Origin of the sequence: Psychrobacter sp. NG254, assembly GCF_015277735.1 — a bacterium.
Lineage (GTDB): Bacteria > Pseudomonadota > Gammaproteobacteria > Pseudomonadales > Moraxellaceae > Psychrobacter.
This window is the reverse complement of sequence record NZ_JADHDA010000003.1, coordinates 474,361-498,568: the sequence shown is the minus strand read 5'-3', so window position 1 is coordinate 498,568 and position 24,208 is coordinate 474,361. Positions and strand designations below refer to the sequence as shown.

The window sequence follows — 24,208 nt, the reverse complement described above, 5'->3', positions numbered from 1 at the left end:
GACGTTCTTCCTTGAATGACCAGCCTTGAATTTGGGTGTGTCTGTACGCTTAACTAAAATAGGTCATCGTCTTGCCCATCTCTTTGAGAAAGTCATCGGCTTCGTCAACTTCATAGATGAAAGGCTGCTTGCCATTGATATCTGTTTTCAATGCGTCTAGCAGTTGCTGCTTGTCGGTGATTCTGCGATAACCTGCGCCAAATCCTGCCGCTAATGGCTCAAAGTTAGGTGTTTTGATATTGACACCGATCAGGGGTAAACCGCCCTCCTCCATATAACGGCGAATCTCACCGTAGCCTTGGTTGTTCCATAATAAAATAATCAATGGGAGCTCAAGCTCGGCTGCACAGATAAGCTCAGCAATCGTAAATTGAATACCACCATCACCCATTAGGCTGACTACTGGTAGATTCGAGCCAATCATGGCACCGATAGCAGCAGGCAGACCATAGCCTAATGTGCCAAAACCTGTCGACGAGTTAAACCACTTACGCGTCGCTAAGGCTTCAAGACCAAGGTTGCCGCTATAGACAGGTTGCGTTGAATCACCAACGAAAATGACGTCTTCTACCTCATCACGAATCAGTTTAAGTAGAGCATTTTGACCTGCAAAGTCCGGCGTCGCATTGTTTAATAATGCTTGTTTTGCCTCATTCACTCGTGACAGCGCTTGATGATCGAATGCCTGACCTTTTAAGCGACTACATAAACCACTAATCGCCATCTGTGCGTCGGACAATACCGCAATATCGGCGATAAAGGGACGCTGCAATTGCTGAGCATCGCAGTCGATACGCACCAATGTGCCATTTATCTTAAACCCACCGTTAAAGAACACATCATAGTCAGTCTCACCAAGCTCAGTCCCAATCGCTAACACCCAGTCTGCTTCTGTAATAACGGCGCGGCCTGCGTCTAATGACTGATTACTACCCAGACTTAACGGATGACTAGGTGGTAGTAGACCTTTGGCATTAATCGTCAAAAATGTTGGTGCATCTATCAGTTCTGCTAATCGTTGTGCATCGTGGTCGACATCGACACAGCCGCCACCATAAAGTATTACAGGGTTTTTCGCGGTTTTTAATGACTGTACGATGAGATCTAATTGCGTAGGATTCGGCAGTGGTCTTGTGACCTGTGATAGCGTTAACGTCTCTGTATGAGTTTTTGTAGGTGGTTTATCAACATGACTAGCATCAGCGGTGATGATGTCAATAGGCAATTGAATATGTACGGGCCCTGGACGTGCACCATTAAATAAAGCAAAAGCTTCTGCGATGACTTTCGGTAGCGATTCAGGCTGCCAGATGGTTTTACTAGTGAGTGCTACTTTACTGACCATGCCCTGCTGATCATGCAGCTCATGCAAATGCCCTTCACCGCTGCCAGTGTCTTTAACTTTATTGACGCTAGAGATGACCAGCATCGGTATCGAATCAGCCAATGCTTGCGCCATCGCTGTCATGATATTGGTCATGCCAGGGCCTGTGATAATAAAACACACACCGATTTTTCCAGAAGCACGGTAGTAGCCATCAGCCATAAACCCAGCGCCCTGCTCGTGGCGCGGTGTCACATGACGAATATTGGTATTAGGTAGACCGCGATACAGCTCGACCGTATGCACACCAGGGATACCAAACACCGTCTCTACCCCATAATACTCTAGCCACTGTACCAGCAGCTCGCCACAGGTCAGAGAGGTGTTGTCAAGAGCATTAACAGGCGATGAGTCAGGCATTTGCATTAATTGGGTCATAGGTCAGTCATCCTAAAAATTTTAATAAGTATTGGGTTAAGCTTTTTATTTACAGTAGTTATTTATTTTTAATCATTCTCAAGTGCGACAAATTACAAGTCATGGTGCCGTAACCAATCATCAATCATCAAATTTAAGCGTTTACCTGAAAAGCTAGGAAAGTGGCCGCCATGAACGATACGCACCGGCAGTGCATTTAAGCGTCGCATACTCTTGGCGTAGTCAGACATGTTGCTGTGCCATGTATCTTCGATTAATGGACCGTCATAGATAAGATCGCCAGAAATCAGCGTTTCGCTGGCAGCTTCCCACAAAGCAATGCCACCTGGAGAGTGACCGGGTGTGTGGATCACTTCAAATTGACGATTGCCTAAATCAATCATGTCGCCATCTTCCAGTTGCATGATTTTTGCTGGAGCAACGATTTTATAGCCACAATGGGCATAAGGCTCAGGCGGTAGTGCGTCAAACATCTCGTCATTGACAAACATATCCGCTAAAGTACGGGCATTGTCTGGTTCAGCGAGAATATGGGCTTCAGCAGAATGGACATGACAGCAGTCGAACTCGCTCGCAGCACCAATATGGTCAAAATGGGTGTGACTGGCAACGCCAACGATATCGCGATCTGTGAGCAAAGCAACATGGCGGCGCAATGGTACAGCACCTAACCCGAAATCTACTAATAAATCGCGCTCACTCCCTCGCACGTGCCACAAGTTACAACGAAAAAACGGCTTGATCCATGGTTCATCGATGAGCGTAATACCATCGCTGAGCGTGGTGGTTCGATACCAGTTCTCTGGTTTAATACGTGGTAATGAATTCTCACTCATGAGTCTGCTCCATTAACAACATGCGTATCCTTAAGAACACGCAGGTCTTTAAGATAGTCTTGGTGCGTACGACTCTCATCAATACGGGCGAGATCGATATCTACTATCACGGTGCCAGCCGCTAAGCCAAGTCTGCCGAGCACCTCACCATCGGGACCGGCGATGATGCTACTGCCACAATAATGCAATGCACCTTCCTCGCCTGAGCGATTGATACAAGCGACAAAGCATTGATTGTCCATGGCTCGAGCGCGTATTTGTAATACTTGACGCTCTGAATTTGGCAGCATATTTGCTGTCGGTGACAGGATAATTTGTGCGCCTGCTTGAGCCAGCTCTCTTGCCACCTCTGGAAACTCGTTGTCATAACAAATCATCAATCCCAATTTGCCAAAACGAGTATCGACCACGCAGGACTTTTTACCTGCTGTAAAGAACTGGTGTTCACGATCCCACAAATGACGCTTATCGTAAGTCGCGAGATGCTGCCCGTTATCGTCTATGAGGATGGCAGAATTGCTCAATTCGCCACCCAGTCGCCGTTCAGCAAGCCCGAACAATAAGTGTAAATTGTACTTACTAGCCAACCTAGCAACCTCAGTGACGATTGGGCCGTCGATCGCTTCCGCTAAGTGATCGAGACGTTCAAAGATATTGTAGCCTGTGAATGCAAGCTCTGGTAATGCGAGCAGATCTACTTTTGCCTCTACTGCTAGGCGACAAAGCGACTCTAAAGCTTCTAGGTTGGCCGTAACTTCAGCCCATAGAGGATTGGTTTGAGCAACCATCAGTTTCATAATGACCGCTCCTCTTGAGCTGCAGCAATCGCATTACTAGGACGGGTAAATAAAGTGACACCTAACCAGTAGAGTCCGCCCGTGATGATAAAGACAGGCAATGAAGCGCCAAAAGATGGTGGAGCGATTAAAGTCCAGTAAGCAGCAAGAGCCGCACCAATTATATAAGCACCGATAGCAATCTTTGCGGTAGGACGTCCCAACTGATGAGTGGCATCGAGCAGCTTTGCCGTATAGCCTTCTTTACCGACAAGGTAATAATCGACAATCATGACAGAGAATGCTGGGATGAATAGCGCACCTACAACTAACAAAAAGTTTTGGAATTGATCTAAAATACCTGGAATTAGCGCCCCAAAGATAGTGACCAGACCAATGATCAAAGCAGGTTTCCAAAAGCTCATATTAGGCTTGATGTTCATACATGAAAGCGTTGCACTATAAACTGCCATGACATTGGTGGTCATTACTGAGAAGAAAATAACCAATGCTGCTGGCAAACCAAAGCCAAAGTCAGCGAGCAAACGTGTCGGATCGTAAGTCTGCTCCATGCCATACATGATAGACAGACCTGAGATCGTAGCGCCCAAGCCCATAGCAACAATGGCTGCTACGATATAACCAAAATAGGTTCCCCATATGGCAACTTTTGGGGACTTGCAATTGCGATTATAATCGGCTGCCGAAGACATCCAAGAAAAGGCGGTGGCGATGACTATGTCAAAGGCGATACCTAAGGTGATTCCATTACGCGACTCAACAGGCATCTCAAACAATGTTGAAACGTCATAATGTTGGTTAAGTTGATAGAGCACTATGACAGTAAGCGCAGCCATGGCCAATGCTGCCCAGCGTTCGACAAGCTCAATGCCCAGGTGACCGCGTAGCACGATCAGCACCACGACCGTCTCGCACAAAATAACAAATAGCGGCAGATTGCTATAACCTGTGGTGGTTTCGATCGCATAGTCGAGACTCATACCAGCCAGCAGCGCCTGAATACAACTCCACGCAATCAGTACGCCCATATTCACTACTGAGATCAGCTGACTGCCAAATGGTCCATAAGCTCTACGCGTCAGTGCCATAGAGGGGAGACCTGTACGCTGACCCATCAAACCAACCAACAACAGCGGGATTGCCCCGATCAACGAGCCAATGAGTACGGTGGTGATAGCCGTGGTAAACCGTAGGTCAGGTACTAATAACATTCCCGTTAAAATAGTCGTCACGACGATATTGGCACCAAACCATAGTGCAAACGTACCAATCGATCCTAGACTGTGTCCAGCCTCATTGGGGGAGAGTGTATCTTGACCAAAAAATGAAGAAGGTTTACTCATCGGGGTCTTCCTTAACCGAATTATATTCATACCAGCAACTCAAGAACACTGGTGACCATGTCCATGCAGCTATCCACTCATATACGGTACTTGGATAACTGCCCTACTCGTCAAATCTAGCCAATAAGCAGCTGCGCTTAATAAACTGCTTTGACCTTATCGTCATAGCGTACGCCCGGCAGGATACATAGCATCTCAAACAATAAGTTTGCAGCCAGTACAGAGGTGTTGCCAAATGGGTCATAAGGTGGCGATACTTCTACCAAATCACCGCCAACCACATCAAGACCGCGCATACCGCGAATGATTTCGATACCTTGAGTAGATGTTAGACCACCGATCTCAGCAGTACCCGTACCTGGTGCAAACGCAGGGTCGATACCATCGATATCAAAGCTCAAGTAGACAGGGCCATCGCCTAGCTTTTCGCGAACTTCTGCCATGAGCGGCGCCAATGACTTGTACCAGCACTCCTCAGCAGGTACCACGCGAAATCCTTGCTGGGTTGACCAATCAAACTCTTCTGCGCTATAGCCTGTACCGCGCAGACCAATTTGTACCACACGATTACCGTCGATGAGGTTTTCTTCGACCGCGCGGCGGAACGGTGTACCATGAGCGATTTTTTCACCAAACATATCATCATTGATATCAGCATGAGCATCGATATGTACCATACCGACAGGGCCATGTTTTTTGGCAAGGGCACGTAGAATAGGCAATGCGATGGTATGGTCGCCGCCCAGTGTTAAAGGAATCGCGCCATGTTTGACGATTTTATCGGTATAGAATTTTTCGATGATATCAACGCTTTTTAGCAAGTTGAACGTGTTGATAGGAACATCGCCGATATCAGCAACTTGTAGTGACTCAAAGGGTGCGGCGCGTGTGGCCACGTTGTAGGGACGAATCATTCTTGATTCATCACGAATCTGTCTTGGGCCTAGTCTTGCGCCACTACGGTTCGATGCACCAATATCTAAAGGTACGCCAACAAACGCCACGTCTAACCCTTCGGCATCTGCTTGGGTTGGCAGGCGCATCATAGTGGCGAAACCGCCAAATCTTGGCATCTCATTACCGCTGAGTGGTTGATTGAAGCTCATACATTACTTCCTTGTTCTATTTGGTTTAAGTACACAATTTGCTACATGCCATTGACAATACATAAATATAAGCGCATGAACCATGGTAAAATTCAGAAGTAAACTTCTGGTTTTTCGTAGTAAAACAGACTTATACGTTATTAGCAGAAGTTTGTTGAACAGAGTATTTATTGGAGGATGGTTCTTGATATTAGATGAGTTGATAAAAATAGACGTAAAAACGCTGCGTAGCTTTATGGCTATTGTAGACTGTCAAGGGGTGACAGCCGCGCAGACACGCCTAAACGTCACACCTTCAGTAATCAGCGGTCATTTAACGCATTTAGAAGATCGGCTGGGCATGACATTATGTCATCGTGGTCGCGCAGGGTTTAAGCTGACAGAGGATGGCGCAGCGGTTTATGAGGCTTGCGTCGCCTTTACTGAGTCAGTCGCCAATTTCCAACATCAGCTGCATTATATTCAGCAACTAGACTCCGTTCATGGCGGCCATATCAGACTGTGCCTAACCGATCAAATGCCCAACTTTTTTTATGACGTGCTTAGACAACGGCTTGCTAACAGCTACCGTAATAACCCATTGATACACTTTTCTATCGACGTGCAAAGCCCTGAAAGCATGTTAGAGAAACTGCTCAGTAATGAAAGCGATATTGGCGTTGGTTATTTTGGTAGCTTTCCACCGCTACTGACGTTTAAGCCCGCCTTTGTAGAAAGACAGGTCGTGTGCTGCGGACGCGAGCATCGGTTGTTTTATAATGCAGAAGGTTTGACATTAGAGGACTTAGAACAAAACCATCCTTGGATAAAAAGAGGCTATATCACTGATGTCAGCATCCATCATGTGCGCCCCAAAACCTTGAGTGCCACCACATATCATATGGAGGCAACCGCACAGTTGATTCTAGCCGGTCACCATGTTGGCTATCTACCTCGTGATCTGGCAGCCCGTTATGAGAAAATGGGACTAATGAAAGTTCTACTGCGAGAGGAAGCCAGTTATGCTGTCGAGCACCACTGGGCATACCGAGAAAACCAGCACAAACACATCGCTGATTTTTTGAATAAAATGATGAATCTGCTATAGGGCGTGTTTGTACACGCCCTAAAAACTACTGATATTACGATGTAACTGCTACAGGCTCTTGGTATTTTAGACCAATGTTTCTGAGCTTACCTTTGTCATCTACTTCTTTGATAACCAATGACCATTCATTACTTATCACGACTGTATCGCCTGAGACGGGCGCTGTACCCAAATGTGATGTCACATATTCAGCGACCGTCTGCTCCCACATATTTTTTGCAAGGTCTTCGTCTGTCGTCTTTAAGGTTTTTACCAGTGTTTCAGATGTCATTGCTTCCGTAAAAAATGGCAAATCCCCAAGCTTAACATTGGGTGATAGCAACCAATCGCCATAAAAGTCATCAATAGCCTTACGATCTAGGGTAGTGTCATTAAAAATCTTGGCAATTTTGCTAGCATGATTGCCTCTCATCGCATACCAAACACTATCGCCAAATTTCAGTTTGGTATTCTCATCTACGACCACGATCTGCTGACCACGCACCAATGCAAAGACACTGATCTCATTAGAGCTGATGCTCTTAGAGATGCCTTTTGGGTGTCGACCAATTGCAAATGCGCCAGATTTTGCCTCAAACTCATATAGCGTGATACTTGCCTTATCTGATACCCATACTTCATGCTCTTCTTTAGGATCTTTATTGGTTGGAATACGTACTCTAAATAAATTTGCCATCGTCGGGATGGTCGTACCTTGCAAAATTAGCGATAGTACTACGACGCCAAAGGCGATATCAAACAACATAAAGGCATTATCTATCCCCGCCATGACGGGCAAGATAGCAAGCGTAATAGGCACGGCACCGCGCAGACCGACCCAAGAGATAAACCCAATCTCTCTGTCTTTAAACTTAAAGGGTTTGACGCTCGTGTAGACAGCGATGGGGCGAGCGACAAAAATCATAAAGGCGGCAATGGCCACCGAATAATGCCAAACATTTAGCACATTTGACGGCGTGACCAATAGCCCTAATACGACAAACAGTACCGCTTGTGATAGCCAAGCAAAGCTGTCCATCACTCGCATGACATGCTCAGTCGAGCGCACTTTATGGTTACCGATTAAGACACCAGTAAGATATACCGCCAAAAACCCACTACCGCCTATTAGGTTGGTCGCGGCAAAAACAGCCAAGCCTGCAGAGAGGATTAAGATTGCATACATGCCTTCTGCCAAATGGATTTTTGGTAGTAGCCGAGATAGAAAATACCCAAACAGTAGGCCCATTCCTAGCCCAAAGCTTAGCTGCTGCACCAGCAAAACGAGGAAGCCAAATACTGTCTGACCATCAGGATCAACATTGAGCGCAATCAAACCCGTGACCAATAAAATGGCCAGCGGATCATTGGCACCAGACTCTAGCTCAAGCGTGGCTTGGACACGATCGTTGAGTTTGACGCCGCCATTTCGTAATAGAGAAAATACTGCTGCCGCATCAGTCGAACCAACGATGGCAGCCATCAGCAACCCAAAACGCCAGTCGACATCGAGCAACCAAGTGACGAATACCCCAAGCACCATCACCGTGACCAAGACACCCCATGTGGCTAAGGTAATCGCGGGCTTGAGTCCGACGCGAAACGACTTAAACGAGGTGCGTAAACCACCATCTAACAAGATACAGGCAAGGGCTGCCTGTCCAACAAAATTGGCTAACGCGTATTGCGAGAACTCAATACCCAAGATACCTTGCTCACCTGCCAGCATGCCCACTATCAAAAACAGCAATAGCAAAGGTACACCCAAACGTGCTGATAAGGTGCTTGCCATAATACTGGCAAAAATTAATATCGCGCCTACCAAGTAGAGGATATTTAAGGTATCCATTTTTTAAGCCCTATTTTGTCGTTATCGTGATTATATTTGTGGTTATATTTATAATGAGTGAGATATTACTTGATTCAAAAAAAATTTACGTTGTCGCACTGTCAGTAGATATCACACCAGATAAGCGCCTATCCGCGATGGTCAATCGGACACTGCCAAGCGTAACACCTACTATCAAATTTTATAAAAGATATTTTAGCCAAATCATATCAATTCATAGATGAAAGCTGTCTGTACTACCTCATGTAAACGTCAACTTTTATTCAACGATAATTGTCATCTGTATCAGCTAATCTAAGCCTGAATGCTTAAGCTTGAATGTATTGCCATGTCAGTACTAAGATAGCCGCGGCTATCATCCAAGCGACGACGCCCAATAGTAAAGCCTTATATAAGCTCATATAGCCAATACTGAAAAACACCACAAAGGTATAAATCAAATGCGGTATGACACCGAGCATGCTAAATATTAGTGCTACTCTTAAATCAGCAGGACTACGCTCAGTGCCGACGATGAAGTGGCTGATTAACGTAAATGTGGGAAATAGTGGCGCAAGTGCAGCCAAATAAAAAAATCGGGTTTGGGCGAATAATTGAATCGCCAGTACCATCAATGCGCCGATAAGCATTTTTAACCAAATCACGTCGGGTCCATCTCCTATTGAATATAAAGGCTGAACGTAGCCCAATCCGCCATGATACTAAAGTCTGTAGACAGACGTAAGAGCGATATTGGTTTAATTCATTCATATAGTAAAGATACCAAAAAAACCCCACCTAACAATATGCTAGATGGGGTGATTTGATTCTGTTGTCTGTGTTATTTGCGCATTGTTTTATCTGCGCATTGTTTAATCGGATTTTGGTTTTAGTGCAGCGCTGATGTCGGCAAGCAGTGGCGGAATATCATGCTTATCGGCAATGACCTCTATCATAATAAGCTTATCGGTGGTGGCGGCGGCCGTATCAAACGCCGCTTTGAGTTCTCCTGCGGTTTCGACTTTCAGCATGAGACTGTTTTCTTTGGTGGCACCAAATGCTTGCGGCATGATCTGCCAGTCACATTTAGGAATATCGTTGTAGTATTGGTTTTCACCATGAATCGCACGCTCTACCGTATAGCCATCGTTATTGATTAGGACAATGACTGGGTTGATACGCTCTTGAATCATCACCGCTATCTCTTGAATGGTCAATAATGCTGAACCATCACCAATCAATAAAACACTGCGCTTGTTTGGCGAGGCAATAGCAGCGCCTAGGCTGGCTGGCAAGGTATAGCCAATTGATCCCCACATCGGCTGACCATATGACGTCACCCCTTCTGGTAGACGCACATCACTGATACCAAAATAGGCCGTTCCTTGTTCAGAAAACACCAAGTTGTTGTGGTCTAAGCGATCAGCAATGATGTGCCAAAGATCGTCTTGGCGGATGGCTTCATCATCTTTGCCATTTTGCTCATGTGGGTTGACCGGCTCACAAAAGACCTTTGGCACGATATTGATACCAGAGGTCATGACTTCATGCAACGCTTGCAGCGCGTCCTTCAAGGCAATCGGTGCAAAGTTTTGACCACTGATAGAAGCCCGTTCATAATGCAAGTCTACTACGGCATCTTCGTTGATATCTTGGCTAAATCCTGCGGTGGTGGTGTCGGTATACTGCACCCCTATTTTGATCAGACATTCGCAGTTCTCTACCGCATCTTTGACGACAGGACGTGAAGCAACCCCTGCATAAGTCCCTGCCCAGCGCTCGCTGTTTTCATCGAGTAATGTCTTACCCCAAGACAGCGTAGTATAAGGAATATCGGTATCAGCAATGAGTGCTTTGAGCTGATTTTGCAGCCCTAAACGATGCACCATCAAATCTGCCATCAGCGTCGTGGTCTTGTTTGGCAAAAACTCTATTAACGCTTTTTTAAAATCCGCCAGTGCTGCTTGACTGGTAATATCTTCTTGGCTATCAATCAGCTTAGTCGTTGGTGGATAAATTGGCATTTTTGCCACATCAGGCGATAACAATAAGTAACCAGGGCGGTGTTTTTTAAGAATCAGACGAATGACACGGTCAATCTCTGAGGCAGCGTTTTCTGGTGTAAGCTGTGCCCGTGCCACAGTTACTGGCTCAACCATCTTAATAAAATGATTGAACACCCCATCACCAAGCGAATGATGAATACGGCGTTTTGAGTCTTGCACTGCCGTACTTGGCGCGCCCACGATATGAAGTACTGGTGCATACTCTGCAAAAGAGCCTGCCGTCGCATTAATCGCAGACAACTCACCCACACCAAAAGTCGTGACCATAGCCGCAAACCCACGCTCACGAGCATAGCCATCAGCTGCATAACCTGCATTTAGCTCATTGGTATTACCCACCCAGCGTAGCTTATCAGAGGCTAGCACATTATCTAGAAAAGTTAAGTTGAAATCACCAGGTACGCCAAATATCTCAGAAGCACCTGCTTCTGCGACACGATCAAACAAATAATCGGCGATGGTATAGTGTTGACTCATTGTATATCCCTATGACTTATCTTTATAAGCATTAATAATTGTGAATGTGATTTAAGATTAAATTATGAAATGTATCCCAGCTTATTTATGCAATACAAAGCTTTTGGAATACATATCATAATAAACCGTTATAACATACATACACGGCCTTAGAAAACGCCTATTTTATTAACTTTGGTTTTTTTCGTTTTGGGTGTTGACACACCAAAAAAACTGCGTATAATACGCCATCATCAACTGACGATAGTTAATTGATAATTAGCGGGAATAGCTCAGTGGTAGAGCATAACCTTGCCAAGGTTGGGGTCGAGAGTTCGAATCTCTTTTCCCGCTCCAAATACTTAAAAAGCCTCACTTAACAGTGAGGCTTTTTTTTGTCTAATTTTCGGGGCTTGTAGAAGATTTATCGAAATATCTTTTTGAATATAGTTAAGTATAACTACTCAAATAAAAATCCCGTTTTCATGACGGTGCCCATTTGGTGCCCAAACTGTGCCCTGCCCTAAAACCTCACATACATAACTGACCACAACCTAGCTATTTTTGGCTAAAAAACCATCATGACACCTAACCTAGTAAATTTGGCACTATGATGATTTTTGAACCCAACCTCAATTCAACAAAAAACGTGTTTTTCAGAGGTCTAATTTCTCTAAAATGAATTTTAGCTTTATAACATCCAAAATTAATTGTCGTTTAAACAGTAACGACCACAACCTGATATTTGAAAACAATAAGGACGAGTAGAATATTTATCAGCGCTAAGCTTGATGATTCCCGAGACACTCCAAAGAACTATTCTAATAAGCATTCTAACTTTCTTCTGAACCCCCTTCCTCACAATCTTCTTCATAGAGGATAATATCGCCGGGTGTGCAATCTAAAAGCTTACAAAGCTCATTTAATGAATCAAAGTCTATTCTAGTGACTTCATTATTGTACATTCGATACAAAGTAGATCTTCCTAGTTTAGACATCCTGTCAGCATCAGCTACACGGATGCCTCTTTGTGCAAATAAAACAGGTAAATTAAGCTTAATCATTTACAAAATCCCTAAAGTGATAAAAAAGTGCTTGCAAGTGATAATATTTATAGATAATATGTACTCATTAGTGATAACTAATCATTCACTAATAGTAAATTTATTTCACATGGAGAACTATTATGTCACAGACTTATCTCACTACTCAAGAATTAGCCGATCGTATCAAATACGATGCACGTACTATCCGTAACCAACTTAAGGACACTGTTTTGATTGAAAACATCCATTACATTCGTCCTTTTGGCGGTCGCAAGATTTTGTACGTTTGGGAGCGTATCGAAGAAGATATGTGTAAGCCTGTCATGAGTGCGATCAACGGTATGGCTTTACAGTAAGTTTTATTTAAACAAGGAGTCAAATAATGGCGTCAATAAGATCGAGACGTGGCAAGCTATTCGTAGATTTTCGATATATGAATATGCGTTGCCGTGAGACGACTAATCTCACAGACACTCCAGCTAATCGAAAGAAGCTGGCTAAAATTATCGAAAAAATGGAAGCAGAAATAACTTTAGGCATCTTTGACTATGCTGCTTACTTCCCAAAGAGTGAACGAGCGCAGGAGATGACGGCACTGGCTGATAGAGCCGAAGCTTGTATCAGTCGCAATCCGACCTTTAAAGAGTTTTCGGAAACGTTTTTTGAGGAGAGGAAGATTGAGTGGCGACCGAGCTATCGGCAAAAGATACAGATTATTTTAAATAAGTACTTATTACCGGCGTTTGGTGGTAAAGCAGTACATACCATAAAAAAAACAGACTTGCTGACCTTCCGTAGCTCCCTCGCCAAAGTTTGTTACGGTAAAGATGGTCAGTCAAGTCTGTCAGTAGCACGAATCAATCAGATCATGATACTTCTTCGTATGATACTAGAAGAAGCGTCAGATCGCCATGATTTTGAGATGCCTTATAAAAACATTAAGAATCTCAAGCAATCTCGTCCTGATGTAAATCCTTTTACGCTGGCTGAGGTATGGTTATTTTTAAAGCATGTCCGCGCTGACTATAAGCCCTACTACACCATCCGCTTTTTTACAGGGATGCGTACCAGTGAGATTGATGGGCTTAAGTGGGACTGCATCAATTTTGATCGCCGTGAGATCAGTATACGCGGTGCGTTAGTGAATGGTGAGATGGGTCCGACTAAGACGTTAGGCTCACAACGCGATATTGCGATGTCACAGTTAGTGTATGACGCCTTATTAGAGCAGAAGACGCGCACCTTTGGTAAGTCAGAGTTTATATTCTGCAATTCACAAGGCAATCCAATGGAGTATCGCAATGTGAATAGACGGGTATGGAAACCCACGCTTGCCCTACTCGGTCTGAAACATAGGCGTGCTTATCAGACTCGGCATACCGCAGCGACGCTTTGGCTCGCTGCTGGTGAGAACCCTGAGTGGATTGCTCGGCAGATGGGTCACAGTAGTACGGAGATGTTGTTTCGGGTCTACAGCCGCTATGTCCCTGATATTACCCGTCAAGATGGCTCAGCGATGGATAACTTGCTACTAGCAAGCAAGGAGAAGTTAGCAGGTGCATCGCATAGCTTTGACACTGAAGGACTCATCACAAACTCGCAGACTGACAAGGAGACGTCACGATGAAAATTATCAATTATGAGCAGCTATTTGGTGAGTTTAAACAGGATGGTGCTATCAGTGAAGATGCAAATCTTATCGCTAATTCATTGATACGTGAGTTGTATATTTCATCTAATCATAACCTAGCACGCTTTTTAGGAGTGAAGCGTTGCTTTGGTAACGATATGGCGATGCGTGTGTGGGTGCAGAAGCGCTTGGATGCTCAGGATGGGTACTTTGTGGAAGATATAAGCATTAAGCTTCAAGCAGAGCTCTATGAGCTATTACCGCACTCTGATTATGGCAGCTACTAAGGAGAGTATGATGAGTGTAAAACTTCAGCCGAATATGACGCAGAGCCCATACGATATCAAAATATGTGAGGATTACTGGGCATACGATAATAAAAGCGGTTTTATTAAACATGTGAAGACGCTTTGTGAGAAGTATGAGGTAAGTCCTCAAGTATTCTTTGAGACAGTCACTCAGTGTTATGCCTACTTGGACGATGTTGTATGTGAGTACTGCGGTTATGCTTGTCAGATTGAAGTACCTGCTGATATTCCTTATATGCGTGCCAAAAATAGTTGGTTATGCATAATATGTGAGCATGCTTTATGGCGGACAGATCAAGCAAACAAATGAGCATTAATCATCCAAAAAGCCAGACAGCTTAAGTTGTCTGGCTTTTCCGCATATATCATTCGAATACTTATTTTGTGTTCCGTTAGTTGAGGGATATAAATATCGATTTTGATAGTTAAGTTTTCTTATTTATTAAAAACATTAACAAAAACTGACTCTACTCTTCTTCAAACTCCGAATTATTGAACCCTAAAACATTACAATTTTCTTTAATTGTACGCTGTAAAGATTCATCGAAGCCATCCTGAGATTTAGCTTGTATCTCAACTGAAATAGTTACTTCAATACCTAGCTTAGCTGTAAATTGCTGAACAACTTCATCAACAATAGTCGCAAAATCCATCTTGGCTTTTACTGAATCAAGGTCAACACTGCCATAAAACTGTTTTTTAATGGCAGTCGGTTCTGACAATACTCCTGCAGATACAGGTAATGTCGATTGTGGTATAGCAGTTGACACCAAGTCAATATCGGTACCAGCATAGCCACCGATGTTATCGTCGTCTGGTTGATTAGTAGTTTCTAATTCAGGTGCAGGCTTTATTTTTTCTCGATAACTTAGCGCAGTATCCTTTTCAATCAACAATGCAGTATCATCTAAATAAGGTAATCCACCATTACCAAAACAAAAACCTAAATATTGATCGCTATCCTTACCAGAGGCAAAACCAAAGAAATCTTCATTTTCTAAACCATTAACGATAGCATTTTTATATACTTGTTCATTAAGAAGTCTTGGCAAATATAGGTACTGACAAATATCGCGATAAACCTGTAATGCACTTATATCAGACTTAGAATCAGGTGTACCTTTTTTGAAATACAGCTGTTCTAGCAGTTTTTTCAAATGTATAGGTGACCACTCTGTAATAATCCACTCTTCCTCGTGTAATCGATTTTCGATTTCCTGAATTAAATTTGAAGAATTAGTTGAGACAGAAACAGTTTGCCACTCTATATTTTTATCAGTCGCTTTAGGTTGCTCTGGACAAAGCACCCATTTATAAGCTTCACGGGCCATTTGTTTAAGGCTAACTTGAGCCTCATTTGCACTGTTCTCTGCAAGTTTTACTTGAAATAAATCAAGGTTTAACTTACCTTCATTAATATCTGAAACAATAGCGCGCCAAGCTAAATATGTACGAGCAGCATCTTTCAAACGACCAACAACATCTTTATCTGCTGCGAAGAAAATTAAACGATTACGTTTCTGGCGAGGTTGTTCTCCACGGTAGGATAAAATATTTTCAGCAGCAGCAATAGCATCATTACCGTCTCTTTTCGCGTAGCTTTCATGGGGAGGTAAAACTACCAATCTTGGGCCAACTCCCCATTCATCTGGTACGTCACTTGAGTTCGTAAATACATGAACACCTGCAAAAAAACCTTTTTTAGCAAACATAGCCGTTATATGACTTTTTAATTCACTATTTAGAACAAGTTCATCTATATTTTGCTTACGGCTTTCCATTTCCCGTCGTAAGTTAGGCTTAGTATCTAACCAGAAACGATCTTGATCTGAGTAAAGATAATGCAACCTATCTCGTAAGCGTTTAAGTACATCATCAAATACTCCGATATTCTGTCCAGGCTGAGCAGAGCCTAATATAATTCTTTCTAACTGAATACCTTTTATGACTTGATTACGTGAACTTGGTGCACTGCCTAAGAATATAGAGCGCATAGTACGTTTCGCTGCTTGCACACTACCAAAACGAGTATCATCTCCATCTATACGGTATGGTTCTGAACGATCGCCGTCTACTTCACGTTCAATTACAGGCTCCCATCCTTGTGGCAAATAATGGATACTTTTATGGCGAACTGTACTATCACTTAAGGGAATAGAGCCTGGCATAATCATGGCATCCTGATTATTATCATTCCATAAGCGATGAATAATAACTGCCATATACTGAAGTACCCCCCTTGTACGTTGAAACTTATCTAATGTAGACCAGTCTTCATACAGGCGATCAAAAATCTCTGGATGAATAGGGTAAGAAGAGCACATTCGTTCGTAGTAAAGGTGAGTTATTGTTTCTTCTGGGAAATATCGTGCATTTTCTTGATAGAAACTACTAAAGTTTTGACAGGTACTTTCAATTTGATTTCTTTCACCAGCTGACTCGAATAGACGCCGACGAACAATTTCAAATGCCTCTTCAGCCGCGACAGGCTTCCAAACAGATTCGACACGGCCAAAATGCTTTTCTAAAGCATTTAAGGTATTTTGACCAAATGTATCGCCAACTTCAGTTTCAGATTCTGGGAGCGATGCTAATAATACAGCATTGGGCACGGTTTTAAATGCCTCTGTTAAGGCTTGTATAAACTTTAAGTTAGCTTCATATGTACCAGCATTAAGAGGTTTTCCTGGTGTTAAGTCACTGAAAAACTTCTGTAACTCATCTATCAGTACGACACAAGGAGCGGCTTTAGTAAGTAAGTAAGTCAATACATCTTTACCCGGTGCTGTTCCATCACGATCAGAAGCTGCGACTAGTGCATAACCTTCTTCTCCTAATAGTTGCCAAGCCATTTCTCCCCATAGAGTGTTTGCACAAATTTCACCATGTTGTTTACCTTGACTCACTGATAAAGCAATGCCGTCTAGAATGGCAATGTTAGCTCTAGGTAAATCGTTAATACCTGCTTCATCTAGTAAAGGTGGAATACCTTGTAACTTATCAGTACTAACCTCACGACTTGCCAAGTGCAAAACAGTCAACATAGTATGTGTTTTACCACCACCAAATGAGGTTTGGAGCTGAATAACTGGATCACCACCCTTGCCTACTAGGCGTTGAGCGACTGACATCAGCAATAACCTCATGCCTTCAGTGATGAACGTACGTGCAAAAAACTTTTCGGCATCCTGATATTCAGGTGGCGCCGTTCCATTAGCAACTTGCGTAATATCTGCTGCGAATTCCGATTGCTTGAATGTACCTTCTAAAACATCTTTATGTGGACGTGCTATTTCACGCCAAGGTCTTAAACTCATAACCAAACCCTTTTAATTATCTTTGATAAGTGTGTAACCGAATTTATTTAGTTAAGCATGATTGAGCCGAACAGCCTTTCAGCTTGCTCCTATTTTCTGAAATATTTCAGTTTGATTATTAATTCTTGACCCCTAAAAATCCAATTCTTGTGTGGTGCCATAATGTCTTACACCTGCTTCATGCGATGCTGCGACAATAGCATGCCAAGAGCCAATAAGTTCGTTATAGGCTCGAGCTTCTTCCGCCCACTTTTTACGTTCACATAAAGTATACAAATGATAAGCTAACTGACGAATTGGCTCACCACGCTCGGGCATATTTGCCAAAAGTGCACCAGCTGCGCTTTCACTATCTTGCTTCAACGCTCTAATCAACTGATGACATGCTTCCCAAATCGGCGTACGAGTGTCAGTATGGGGATTCCAGTCCTTTGGGTATTCACCCCATTGTAATAGTCGCACCTTGCCTCCTGCGGCTTCAATTACACCTGCACTATGTACGCCATCCACAGAAGTACCTTTAGCCCGAGCAAGCGTATCAGCTTCACCAAATGGGCCCTCTCCCCAGCCGTATTGACTAAACCAATTATCACAAAATAAGGTATCGGCATCGAAGTTACCACTATCAGGATTTAAATAATCAGTTATAGAACGGTTAATTAGCACTAGTGCTTCATGTACACTTAGCTTACTACCATCTTGATTGAGAACATCCGCGTACTTGGAGTAAATAGCCATACCAGGACCAATAGCTGCTTGAGCTAAATCTACTGGTGCAATAGGGGTCGCTCCAGTTTCACCACCGACCATCGCCTCTAGCGCTTCAGGCATTTGCTCACGTAATTCACGTTGAAACTCACGTCGTGAGATAGATTCAGCTTCAATCTTACGTTTTTTACAGACTAGCACTACTGATGAGGCTAAGGCGTTAGTTCCTGATCCAATCATTCTATTAGCCATCTCAGTTCGCATAGGCCAAGTACCATCAATAGAAAATCCAGCACGAATAATGGCTTCCAAAAATGTCTCCCAACCTGTACTAGAGGTACTACCTTCTTTCGTTTCAGATTGTTTAAAAGCGTAATAGATAGTCACAGGAAATGCAGGATGTGCTTTTTCAGCTAGATTACTTATAGCTTTAGTCATACCATCTAAAAAGAAAACTTCCGCTTTTTCTTTACTACCATGACGATAAGGTGTGGCTACAAGCTCTTCTGCTTTTGGTACTGCCATAGTAGAAAATAGATCAGGATAAATCGTTCTAAGCGAACGGCGCATCCAAACATAAAAGAAATCAGATAAGTCGGCATAGCCGATATTGTCATAATAAGGCGGATCAGTAGAAACTACTTTATTAATACTGATATCTTGGGTTGCAGCATCTCTTTGAAATGCAAAACCTTCGCTATTACATGGTGTATGAGCTAAGGCTTTTACTGTCCAATCTGTCATTGCTATCCAATTACCCGAAGATCTACAAAATGGATTAGCTTCAGCATAGTCCCAGACCATAGGTATAGCTTGTCTACCAAATGTATTTCTCATTTTCTCACCAGACGAGTGCCAGCTACAAATCGATGACCAATAGTCAGAAACTTTATCCGTTATAAAACTTAAGTAAACCGCTAACGCATCCCCATAAGCCGTCGCACTATTACCATTTTTATCTATTCTCAGGCAATCATCTTTAATTCCAGCTATCTCGGCATCATAGATAGCTTTTTCTCGAGCTTCTTGAATCAGATCAGAAAAGGTAGTGATTGCAACAAGTTGGCGAGATGTAAACAGATGTGAAAATTTAGTTAAGCCATATAATGGTGTAAACATCGATCTTTTATCATGCGGAATATCTGTTTCAGGAGCCCATGTCGGTATAGCTTGCTCTGATATATCTTCAATATCTTGGGTTGGTGATAAATATACACGCCCACCCTTACCTTCTACAATAATGGCCATAAGCTTAGCATTCATACGGCCCGCTATACCTTCAGCTTTGATATATTTGCCATCAAGTGGTGATCCTGAAATAATGCATACAAAATTTGGTCCTCTAGCTGCTTTAGTTCCTTTTTTTGCTTCAACTGAAAACGTTCCAACCTTAACATCAAACCTGTATTTGTCACCATCGATTACCGGTTGAACATAAGCTTCTTTGCCTTTTTTGCTAGACAATATAAAACTAGAGACAAGTGGCACGTCAACATGATTGAATGCCGGGTTAGGACTTTTAACCGTTCGTGCCCAAAGCCAAGCAATAACAGTTAGCTCTTCCCCTTTATATTTTTCAAGATCAGGACGCTCAGTAACCATATCATCCGTAATTTTTACTTTAGGATATAGATGGCCAATGCGTTTAATAGCTTCTTCACGCATCCAATGTCCATATCGACGTACATCTTCCGCTAAACCTTTAGACCCTTGCCAATCTTCGAGTAGATTTTGTTGCTTATCACCTTCAGGTATTGGCCCTACTGGAACTTGTCCCGCAAACTTTGGTGGAATTTCTATCATTGCCTTGTTGATCATGACTGCTACTGGATTTAAATCTGACGCATGACTTTCTAGCCCCAAACGTTGTGCTTCCAAAGGAATAGCACCGCCACCAGCAAATGGATCATGAAATGCAGGTAACTCTTCAGGATTAAATAATTCAGCAGCCTGTGGATGCTTGCGATTTAAGTAGCAAGTCTCACGCCAGCTTTCTCTTATGGCCTCACGTGCGCGGTTCAGCACCTCTTCGTTATTGGTATTTTCCCACTTCACGAGGTCACGAATAATATCAAACAACTTCTCTCTTTTTATTTCGGCTTCTTTTTTATTAACACCGTACTTGAAGCCATCATCTTGCTGATAACCAGGATCATTAACCATTTGTGCGAAAATTACTGCACGTGCAGCAGCAAGAGGTCGACGAGCCCACCACAGATGCAGCGTACTTGGATGACCATGACGTATAGATTTCTCACGTGATGCTGCTGCATTAATTTCATCTAGTGGCAGTGCTACTTCAATCAGTTTTTTGGGGCTATAGATTTTGAACTCGTTTGGGTTTGACATTGAATACTCTTATATATAAATCTTAGATAGTTTCACTTGGTGAAACGGCTTTTGATAGCAGATCACTTAAGTCATAGTTAATACTGGCAACACCAAATTCTGGCTCAGTCGTAAATGGGGTCCTGATATAGTACGGTCCTTCATAGTCATTATTATCTACAACCACAATAGCAAGAATAAATTTATCTGCTTGGTTTAAGCCATAAATAATCTCATTACGACTAACAGTAATAGTAGTCTGTCCTTTGGAGCGACCTTTTACTTCGATATGCCGATCAGGTAAGATAGATCCATCAGGATTAATATTGGGACGAGCAGTAATGTCCCACCCACATTTTTCTGCACTCATATCGGTCACTTCATGACCCATCTCTTGTTCAGCTTTTATAACAGCATTCATAGCTACGCGCTCTACTCGAGCGCGAGCAGCAGCATCTACAATGAACCCTGTATCACCTTTTCGCTGGGCCAATAACCCTTGCGGGATTACTAATGCACCACCAATCACTACTGGCGTACTTGATACTACTTCTTTGAGCTCTATTAGCTCCTTAGTACGCTGCTGTAGTCTTGCGCTTAGGTCATCTACGCGACGACGTGCCATTTCTGGTTGCATTCGAGGTTGTTTTCCAACTTTTACAGCATCTTGGAGCGTAATATAACGATCTGACCAATAGTTAATTTCTTTTACCAAACGTTCATTCACTGCAGCAAGTGTTTTGTCTGATTGAAGCTCTCGCCGGTATTTTACAACATCAAAGTGTTCAGGTGCCATCTTATTGGAAGCATAGCCCACGGCTAAAACTTCAAGATTGTGGCTTAGCCAATCTGCATGCAGAATATCACTTATAAGCTGATAGTCATAATCTTCTATAGGCTTTAAATCTAAATGTGGCGCCCATCCTGCATTAGTCGCTTCGCCTTTTTCATTCACTTTAATGAATTGTAATCGTCGTGAGGCTATAAGTGCTTCATTACTGGATTCTCGTACAGTGTGATCTATCATAAACAGTATCTTAACTTCAGTACTATCGTCATTTGGATCGACCAATACAGCACCTTGCTTAAGCTTCGATCGGTGCGCTTGTAATATTAAATCAGTGGTAGCGTGCATCAAAGGATGAATAGGATGAATCATGTCTGACATTGGCTTGCCAGGTTGATTGATATATCGTTTTTCAAAGCATATTCTTTCGTATTTCTTTAAGACTGGTGTACGGCTTTCACCAATAATTCGATCACGTTCACGAATAGCAGCTGGTACATGACTTACTTCATAACGGCCTGATTCGCGTGACCTTAAGTCACCACCTAAAGACTTAAACGCCTCTGTAAAAAATGCTCTGATGAAATATGGTTGTAGTTTTCGGGCTTCTGCTTTTTCCATCTCCTCTTTAATGGCGTATAAACCATCAAGACCCATATGCTGATCTACTAAAGCATTTCGTTTAATAATTTCTTTAAGATGGTTTGTATCAAGTGCGCCCTCGATTACCTCCTGCATCTTAGCCTTTATTTCAGGGTCGTCACCATAGCGAATCGCTTCTATGAGCAGCTCTTTAAGTGAGATATTATCAAAAGCCTCCCCCAAGACGTCAAAAACCTTTCCACCTAAGGCTTTTTTCTCTATTTCTATTTTCTCAAACAGCTTTTGGAATACTGCTCCTTCACGTGTTTCATCCGCTACGATATTCCATAAATGACATATTTCCGTCTGCCCAATTCGGTGAATCCGACCAAACCTTTGCTCTAGTCGGTTTGGATTCCATGGTAAATCGTAATTCACCATTAAATTGGCGTTTTGAAGGTTAACCCCTTCTCCTGCTGCATCAGTGGCTACCAATACAATGACTTCTGGATCGAATCGGAACTCTTCTTGTGTCTGACGCCGTTTATCTCGACTCGTGCTACCAGAAATAGTTCTTACAGCTTTGTCATTACCAAGCATATCTTTAATACGTTCCACTAAATACTTCAAAGTGTCTTTATGCTCAGTGAATATAATCAACTTGCGACGAGTTCCATTAGATGTAAACATTTCAGGGGTGTCCTGAAGTAAATAAGACAACTCTTCCCATTTTTTATCGTTACCAGATTGTACAATGACCAATGCCTGATGTTCGAGACTCTTAAGGCTAGCTATTTCTGCCTCAAACTCAGGAATAGTTTCAGCAGCAGATGCTCGGTCAACAACTTGCTCTGTATACATCTCATACTCTTCTGCCGTTAAATCCTCATCAAGTTCGTCGAGATTATCTGGTAAGTCGATTCTTTTTTGTACGTTGTATTCAACGAACGTTTCAGCCACTGTATTTGTACCCTTAGAACCTCCACGTACTAGATGCTTAGTTTCTTCTAAGCGAGACTCTAAGCGCTTACGACGACGTTTTAGAGATTGGTATATTGCCTCAGGGCTTGAAGCCAAACGACGCTGTAACATAGTCAATGCAAAACCAATATTATTTTTCTTTTGACCTCCAAGACGATCAGCTCGGTTCATTTCTTCACGAACGTAGGTTGTCACTTCGTCATAAAGTAACGCCTCCATGTCAGAAAGCTGATAGTTTGCAGTATAGGCACGGCGCTCAGGAAATAATGGTGTACCATCAAACTTAAGTAACTCTTCTTTTACCATACGGCGCATTATGTCAGACACATCTACTTTATGCGCACCTTCACGGAACTTTCCATAAAAACGATCACCATCCAATAATGATAGCCAAATTTGAAAGTCTTCTTCTTTACCATTGTGCGGCGTTGCCGTCATTAGTAGATAGTGTCGTGTAATAGAGCCTAGAAGCTCCCCAAGAACAAAACGCTTAGTTTTCTTTATCTCATTGCCAAAATAGTTCGCAGATAACTTATGTGCCTCATCAACGATAATTAGATCCCACTCAGTATTTCTAAGTTTGTCTTGTAGCTCTTCACTTCGAGATAATTGATCGAGTCTGCAAATCAGCTGATTTGACTCATCAAAGTAATTACCAGATGCGCATTGCTCTTGTTTTTCACGACTAAAAATATCGAATACAACACCAAATTTTTCGAGAAGCTCATCTTGCCATTGTTCAGTCAGTGATCCCGGGGAAACAATAAGGATTCGCCTTGCATCGGCTCTCATTAATAACTCACAAATCAACAAACCTGCCATAATAGTTTTACCTGCGCCTGGGTCATCAGCCAGCACAAAACGCAGTGGTTGCTTAGGCAACATCACTTCATAAACAGCTGAAATCTGATGCGGTAAGGGCTCGACGTTAGAAGTATGAACTGCCATCATAGGATCAAATAAAGCTGCTTGGCTAATCCGATACGCCTCTAGCCCTAACTGGAAATCTGCGCCTGGAGCGTCGAATCCCCATGCTCGGCCTACTGTCGCCAATTCTAAGCGGGCTTCATCAGAACGAAACAACATCTGCTCACCTAATTTACCCTGGCTATCTTTATAGTAGACAGTAACAGCATGTTCACCCACTCGTTCAACCTGAACAATACGAACAATTTCGTCAGATTGAATACCACGTATCTGAGCATCTTTTTTGATACTTTCGAGCTTTAGCATTACTGTTCCTTAATCTACTTTTTTTATA

General features: G+C 42.9%; 17 protein-coding genes and 1 tRNA gene. 6 read left to right on the top strand and 12 right to left on the bottom strand.

Annotated elements, in window-relative coordinates:
* Positions 1–49: 49 nt before the first annotated feature.
* The 5 genes from IP510_RS07425 to speB form a co-directional block, all read right to left on the bottom strand.
* Entirely contained in the window at positions 50–1,762 is a 1,713-nt protein-coding gene (locus tag IP510_RS07425) for a 5-guanidino-2-oxopentanoate decarboxylase (RefSeq protein WP_227669560.1), read from the bottom strand.
* Between the two features lie 92 nt (positions 1,763–1,854).
* A complete protein-coding gene (locus IP510_RS07420) occupies positions 1,855–2,598 on the bottom strand; it encodes an MBL fold metallo-hydrolase (protein ID WP_194364119.1) in 744 nt (247 codons plus the stop codon).
* A complete protein-coding gene (locus IP510_RS07415; RefSeq protein WP_194364118.1) occupies positions 2,595–3,395 on the bottom strand; it encodes a carbon-nitrogen hydrolase family protein in 801 nt (266 codons plus the stop codon). Before IP510_RS07415 ends, IP510_RS07420 begins: the two co-directional genes overlap by 4 nt.
* A complete protein-coding gene (locus IP510_RS07410) occupies positions 3,392–4,738 on the bottom strand; it encodes a purine-cytosine permease family protein (protein ID WP_194364117.1) in 1,347 nt (448 codons plus the stop codon). The genes IP510_RS07415 and IP510_RS07410 overlap by 4 nt, the downstream gene beginning before the upstream one ends.
* A gap of 137 nt (positions 4,739–4,875) precedes the next feature.
* Positions 4,876–5,844 carry an agmatinase gene (gene speB / locus IP510_RS07405; RefSeq protein ID WP_194364116.1) on the bottom strand — a complete coding sequence of 323 codons (969 nt, stop codon included), beginning with the start codon at positions 5,842–5,844 and terminating at the stop codon, positions 4,876–4,878.
* 184 nt (positions 5,845–6,028) lie between these two features.
* Between speB and IP510_RS07400 the strand changes: the two genes are divergently transcribed.
* Positions 6,029–6,931 (top strand): LysR family transcriptional regulator, encoded by a 903-nt coding sequence (locus IP510_RS07400; RefSeq protein WP_227669559.1) that lies wholly within the window; start codon positions 6,029–6,031, stop codon positions 6,929–6,931.
* Between the two features lie 34 nt (positions 6,932–6,965).
* Here the strand turns inward: IP510_RS07400 and IP510_RS07395 are convergent, their stop codons facing one another.
* The 3 genes from IP510_RS07395 to IP510_RS07385 form a co-directional block, all read right to left on the bottom strand.
* Complete coding sequence (locus IP510_RS07395; RefSeq protein WP_194364115.1) at positions 6,966–8,759, bottom strand: potassium/proton antiporter; 1,794 nt, start codon at positions 8,757–8,759, stop codon at positions 6,966–6,968.
* 308 nt (positions 8,760–9,067) lie between these two features.
* Positions 9,068–9,403: a GlpM family protein gene (locus IP510_RS07390; RefSeq protein ID WP_320154187.1), complete on the bottom strand. Its 336-nt coding sequence runs from the start codon at positions 9,401–9,403 to the stop codon at positions 9,068–9,070.
* 207 nt (positions 9,404–9,610) lie between these two features.
* On the bottom strand, positions 9,611–11,281 hold the full coding sequence (locus IP510_RS07385) for an alpha-keto acid decarboxylase family protein (protein WP_194364114.1): 1,671 nt from the start codon (positions 11,279–11,281) through the stop codon (positions 9,611–9,613).
* A 261-nt stretch (positions 11,282–11,542) separates the two neighbouring features.
* Here IP510_RS07385 and IP510_RS07380 point away from each other — a divergent pair.
* Positions 11,543–11,617: transfer RNA gene (locus IP510_RS07380), tRNA-Gly, on the top strand.
* A gap of 476 nt (positions 11,618–12,093) precedes the next feature.
* Here IP510_RS07380 and IP510_RS07375 read toward each other — a convergent pair.
* Positions 12,094–12,324, bottom strand: coding sequence for a helix-turn-helix domain-containing protein (locus tag IP510_RS07375; RefSeq protein WP_194364113.1), 231 nt, complete (start codon positions 12,322–12,324; stop codon positions 12,094–12,096).
* Between the two features lie 122 nt (positions 12,325–12,446).
* Between IP510_RS07375 and IP510_RS07370 the strand changes: the two genes are divergently transcribed.
* Genes IP510_RS07370 through IP510_RS07355 form a run of 4 tightly spaced genes read left to right on the top strand, consistent with a single transcriptional unit; the run spans position 12,447 to position 14,554 of the window.
* Positions 12,447–12,662 carry a hypothetical protein gene (locus IP510_RS07370; RefSeq protein WP_021815097.1) on the top strand — a complete coding sequence of 72 codons (216 nt, stop codon included), beginning with the start codon at positions 12,447–12,449 and terminating at the stop codon, positions 12,660–12,662.
* Positions 12,663–12,688: 26 nt separating this feature from the next.
* Positions 12,689–13,933 carry an Arm DNA-binding domain-containing protein gene (locus tag IP510_RS07365; protein WP_194364112.1) on the top strand — a complete coding sequence of 415 codons (1,245 nt, stop codon included), beginning with the start codon at positions 12,689–12,691 and terminating at the stop codon, positions 13,931–13,933.
* The gene (locus IP510_RS07360; RefSeq protein ID WP_194364111.1) at positions 13,930–14,223 is read left to right on the top strand and encodes a hypothetical protein; all 294 of its coding nucleotides are present in this window, start codon (positions 13,930–13,932) and stop codon (positions 14,221–14,223) included. The genes IP510_RS07365 and IP510_RS07360 overlap by 4 nt, the downstream gene beginning before the upstream one ends.
* A gap of 10 nt (positions 14,224–14,233) precedes the next feature.
* On the top strand, positions 14,234–14,554 hold the full coding sequence (locus IP510_RS07355) for a hypothetical protein (RefSeq protein WP_227669558.1): 321 nt from the start codon (positions 14,234–14,236) through the stop codon (positions 14,552–14,554).
* A gap of 157 nt (positions 14,555–14,711) precedes the next feature.
* On the opposite strand, the gene IP510_RS07350 is transcribed toward IP510_RS07355, so the two are convergent.
* The 3 genes from IP510_RS07350 to IP510_RS07340 form a co-directional block, all read right to left on the bottom strand.
* Positions 14,712–17,561, bottom strand: coding sequence for an ATP-binding protein (locus tag IP510_RS07350; protein WP_194364110.1), 2,850 nt, complete (start codon positions 17,559–17,561; stop codon positions 14,712–14,714).
* A gap of 132 nt (positions 17,562–17,693) precedes the next feature.
* Positions 17,694–20,618 (bottom strand): DUF1156 domain-containing protein, encoded by a 2,925-nt coding sequence (locus tag IP510_RS07345; protein WP_194364109.1) that lies wholly within the window; start codon positions 20,616–20,618, stop codon positions 17,694–17,696.
* A 22-nt stretch (positions 20,619–20,640) separates the two neighbouring features.
* Positions 20,641–24,180: a helicase-related protein gene (locus tag IP510_RS07340; RefSeq protein ID WP_194364108.1), complete on the bottom strand. Its 3,540-nt coding sequence runs from the start codon at positions 24,178–24,180 to the stop codon at positions 20,641–20,643.
* Positions 24,181–24,208 lie beyond the last annotated feature (28 nt).

Excerpts from the sequence above, each read along its gene's own strand:
- IP510_RS07425 (WP_227669560.1), bottom strand. The coding sequence starts at position 1,762 with ATGACCCAATTAATGCAAATGCCTGACTCATCGCCTGTTAATGCTCTT.
- IP510_RS07420 (WP_194364119.1), bottom strand. The coding sequence starts at position 2,598 with ATGAGTGAGAATTCATTACCACGTATTAAACCAGAGAACTGGTATCGA.
- IP510_RS07415 (WP_194364118.1), bottom strand. The coding sequence starts at position 3,395 with ATGAAACTGATGGTTGCTCAAACCAATCCTCTATGGGCTGAAGTTACG.
- IP510_RS07410 (WP_194364117.1), bottom strand. The coding sequence starts at position 4,738 with ATGAGTAAACCTTCTTCATTTTTTGGTCAAGATACACTCTCCCCCAAT.
- speB (WP_194364116.1), bottom strand. The coding sequence starts at position 5,844 with ATGAGCTTCAATCAACCACTCAGCGGTAATGAGATGCCAAGATTTGGC.
- IP510_RS07395 (WP_194364115.1), bottom strand. The coding sequence starts at position 8,759 with ATGGATACCTTAAATATCCTCTACTTGGTAGGCGCGATATTAATTTTT.
- IP510_RS07385 (WP_194364114.1), bottom strand. The coding sequence starts at position 11,281 with ATGAGTCAACACTATACCATCGCCGATTATTTGTTTGATCGTGTCGCA.
- IP510_RS07375 (WP_194364113.1), bottom strand. The coding sequence starts at position 12,324 with ATGATTAAGCTTAATTTACCTGTTTTATTTGCACAAAGAGGCATCCGT.
- IP510_RS07370 (WP_021815097.1), top strand. The coding sequence starts at position 12,447 with ATGTCACAGACTTATCTCACTACTCAAGAATTAGCCGATCGTATCAAA.
- IP510_RS07365 (WP_194364112.1), top strand. The coding sequence starts at position 12,689 with ATGGCGTCAATAAGATCGAGACGTGGCAAGCTATTCGTAGATTTTCGA.
- IP510_RS07360 (WP_194364111.1), top strand. The coding sequence starts at position 13,930 with ATGAAAATTATCAATTATGAGCAGCTATTTGGTGAGTTTAAACAGGAT.
- IP510_RS07355 (WP_227669558.1), top strand. The coding sequence starts at position 14,234 with ATGAGTGTAAAACTTCAGCCGAATATGACGCAGAGCCCATACGATATC.
- IP510_RS07350 (WP_194364110.1), bottom strand. The coding sequence starts at position 17,561 with ATGAGTTTAAGACCTTGGCGTGAAATAGCACGTCCACATAAAGATGTT.
- IP510_RS07345 (WP_194364109.1), bottom strand. The coding sequence starts at position 20,618 with ATGTCAAACCCAAACGAGTTCAAAATCTATAGCCCCAAAAAACTGATT.
- IP510_RS07340 (WP_194364108.1), bottom strand. The coding sequence starts at position 24,180 with ATGCTAAAGCTCGAAAGTATCAAAAAAGATGCTCAGATACGTGGTATT.